At 67.8% G+C, this 2,825-nt stretch carries 3 protein-coding genes; 1 reads left to right on the top strand and 2 read right to left on the bottom strand.

Translation table 11 applies throughout. The features are described from left to right. Positions 1–177: 177 nt before the first annotated feature. The gene (locus tag VIR62_RS11645) at positions 178–1,176 is read right to left on the bottom strand and encodes a 4-hydroxyproline epimerase (RefSeq protein WP_431871462.1); all 999 of its coding nucleotides are present in this window, start codon (positions 1,174–1,176) and stop codon (positions 178–180) included. 37 nt (positions 1,177–1,213) lie between these two features. Further along, positions 1,214–2,116 carry a dihydrodipicolinate synthase family protein gene (locus VIR62_RS11640; RefSeq protein WP_431871463.1) on the bottom strand — a complete coding sequence of 301 codons (903 nt, stop codon included), beginning with the start codon at positions 2,114–2,116 and terminating at the stop codon, positions 1,214–1,216. Positions 2,117–2,182: 66 nt separating this feature from the next. Here VIR62_RS11640 and VIR62_RS11635 point away from each other — a divergent pair. Further along, positions 2,183–2,825 (top strand): FAD-dependent oxidoreductase (locus tag VIR62_RS11635; protein WP_431871460.1); only part of this gene is annotated, 643 nt, incomplete at its 3' end.

The following is a 2,825-nucleotide window of genomic DNA, read 5'->3' as shown; positions in this document are numbered from 1 at the left end:
CGACGGCGATGCGCCCCGCCTCCGCCGCCTCCATGGCGAGGTTCGGTGCCGCCTCCGGACCTTCGACGCGGAGGTTGTCCGGCCGGGCGGGGTTGCGCTGCTCGAAGGCGGCGGCACCGGTGACGGAGCGGCCGGCGATGTGGTGGGAAAGGCTGATGGTTTCGGTCATGCTAGTCCTCAAACGACGGAGAATCCTTCCCGGAAGGGGTCTTCCTGGTCGATCCAGATGGTGTTGAGGCCGGTGGCGATGGCGGAGCCTTCGATCGACGGTATGATCGCGGGCTGGTCGCCGATCAGGATCTCGTCCTCGATCCGGCCGATGAAGCGGCTGCCGATATAGCTTTCATGGACGAAGCTGTCACCGACACTGAGCCGGTCGGTCGCGTGAAGATGGGCAAGGCGGGCGGAGGTGCCGGTGCCGCAGGGGCTGCGATCGATCGCCCGTTCGCCGTAGAAGACGGCGTTGCGCCCGTCGGCACCTTCGCCTTTGGGCTGGTCGGCCCAGAGGACATGACTGACGCCGCGGATGCCGGGCTCGAGCGGATGTACCGGCTCGTAAACGGCCTGAACCATCTCCCGGATGGCGCGGCTCAGCTCGACGATGCGAGCCGCGCCCAGGGCGTCGAGGCCTTTGTAAGGGCCCTGCGGCTCGATGATCGCATAAAAGTTGCCGCCATAGGCGACGTCGAGCGTCAGCGGTCCGAAGCCGGGAACCTCGATCTCGATGCCGCGCCGGGCGAGGTAGGAAGGCACGTTCCTGACGCGGACGGACCTGACCCGGTCGCCCTCCGCCTTATAGTCAATGTCGATGACGCCCGCCGGGACTTCGATGCACAGCTTGCCCGGCTCGCGAGGCGTAATGAGGCCGTGCTCCAGGCCGAACGTCACGATGCCGATGGTGCCGTGGCCGCACATGGGGAGGCAGCCGCTGGTCTCGATGAACAGGATGCCGCAGTCGGCGTCGTCGCGGGTCGGCGGATAGAGGAAGCCGCCCGACATCATGTCGTGCCCGCGCGGCTCGAAGCAGAGGCCGGTGCGGATCCAGTCGAAGCGGGTGAGAAAGTCGCGCCGCCGCTCGGCCATCGAGCCGCCCTTCAGCAGCGGCGCCCCGCCCGCCACCAGGCGGACGGGGTTGCCGGCGGTATGGCCGTCTATGCAGAAGAACGTGTGCCTCACGTTTGGACCACACTCCCAGCTCGTTCGATGTGCTGCATTATGCCGCCGCCTTGGCCAGCGTCGGCCGCGTCGCCGCGCATTTCTCGACCATTGCCGTCACCTCGGCGCGGCGCTCTCCGCTCAGGGGAAGGCGCGGCATCCTCACCCGTTCGGAACCCCGACCCATGATCTGCTCGGCGAGCTTGATCGACTGGACGAGGTCGGGGTCGGAATCGAGGTGGAGAAGCGGCATGAACCAACGGTAGATGCGCCGCGCCTCGTCCCAGTCGCCGCGCTCGACGGCGGCGATCAGCGCCACCGACTCCTGCGGGAAGGCGCTGGTGAGGCCGGACACCCAGCCGCTGGCGCCGAGCAGCATCGCCTCGAGGGCAACGTCATCCAGGCCCGCCATGATCGTGTAGCGGTCGCCAAAGCGGTTGATGACATCGGTGATGCGCCGCGGATCGGGCGCGCTTTCCTTAATCGCCACGACATTGGGGATAGCCGCCAGCTTCTCCAGCGTGTCGAAGCCGATCGTCACCCGATAGGCCGGCGGGTTGTTATAGAGCATGACGGGGAGCGAGGTCGCCTCGGCGACTGCTTTCAGATGAGCGAACAGCTCCTCCGATGTCGGGACATAGACCATCGCCGGAAGCACCATCAGCGCGTCCATGCCGATGGCTTCGGCGTCCTTCGCATATTGGATGGCCCGGTCGGTGCCGAGCTCCGACACGCCGGTGATGAGCGGCACGCGCCCGCCGAGGACCTCGACCGCGCCGCGAAGCACCGCCCGCTTCTCCTCGGGCAGCAGCGAGTTGTTCTCGCCGACCGTGCCGAGCAGCACCAGCCCGTCCACGCCATCGTCCACAAGGGCGGTCTGGACGCGCTGGGTCGCGTCGAGGTCGACCGACGAATCGGCGGCGAACTGAGTAGTGGCGGCGGGGTAGACGCCCTGCCACATCGGTCTTGACGAACTCACTGGGTCCTCCGTTGCATGTCAATTTCGTATACGGTATATGATCAAGCGATGCCAAGCGAAAAAACCGGAGAGCCGAAAACGACCGTCGTCATCGGCGGCGGAGTGGTAGGGCTTTGCTGCGCCATCCGTCTCCAACTAAGCGGTATCAGCACCACGCTCGTTGATCCACAGCCGGAGAGGCGCGGCGCCTCCTGGGGCAATGCCGGCCATATCGCCGTGGAGCAGGTGGAGCCGCTTGCCTCTCCGGCGACGGTGAGGAGCATATGGCGACGGCTATTCTGGCGGGGCGGCGCCCTGTCCCTCCCGATGAGGGACATCGGTGCCTGGCTTCCCTTCTCGCTCCGCCTGCTCCGAGCGGCGAGGCCCGCTCGGTTCGCCGCCGCCAAGGCGGCACTGCGGAGGCTTCTCGCCGACGCGATGCCGGCCTGGGCGCGCCTGCTCGACGTGGCGGCCGCGCCCGAACTGCTGCTGAGCCAGGGCCATTTCATCGTCTGGGAAACGCCCGAAAGCGCCGCAAAGGGCCGCGCCGCCTGGGCTGCCGCGGATACCGGGACGGCCACCTTCAGGGATGCGACGCCGGAGGAGATGGCGCGGCTATCCACGCTCATGCGGCGGGCCCCGGCCGGGGCGATCCGCTTCGAGGGCAGCGGCCAGATCGGCGACCTCGGCGAACTGGCCGAGCGGCTGGGCG

The sequence above is a fragment of the Allosphingosinicella sp. genome, assembly GCF_036570505.1.
Classification (GTDB): Bacteria; Pseudomonadota; Alphaproteobacteria; order Sphingomonadales; family Sphingomonadaceae; genus Allosphingosinicella.
Note: the sequence above shows the minus strand (reverse complement) of the source record. Positions and strands in the feature narration are given on the sequence as shown.

Excerpts from the sequence above, each read along its gene's own strand:
- VIR62_RS11640 (WP_431871463.1), bottom strand. The coding sequence starts at position 2,116 with ATGTGGCAGGGCGTCTACCCCGCCGCCACTACTCAGTTCGCCGCCGAT.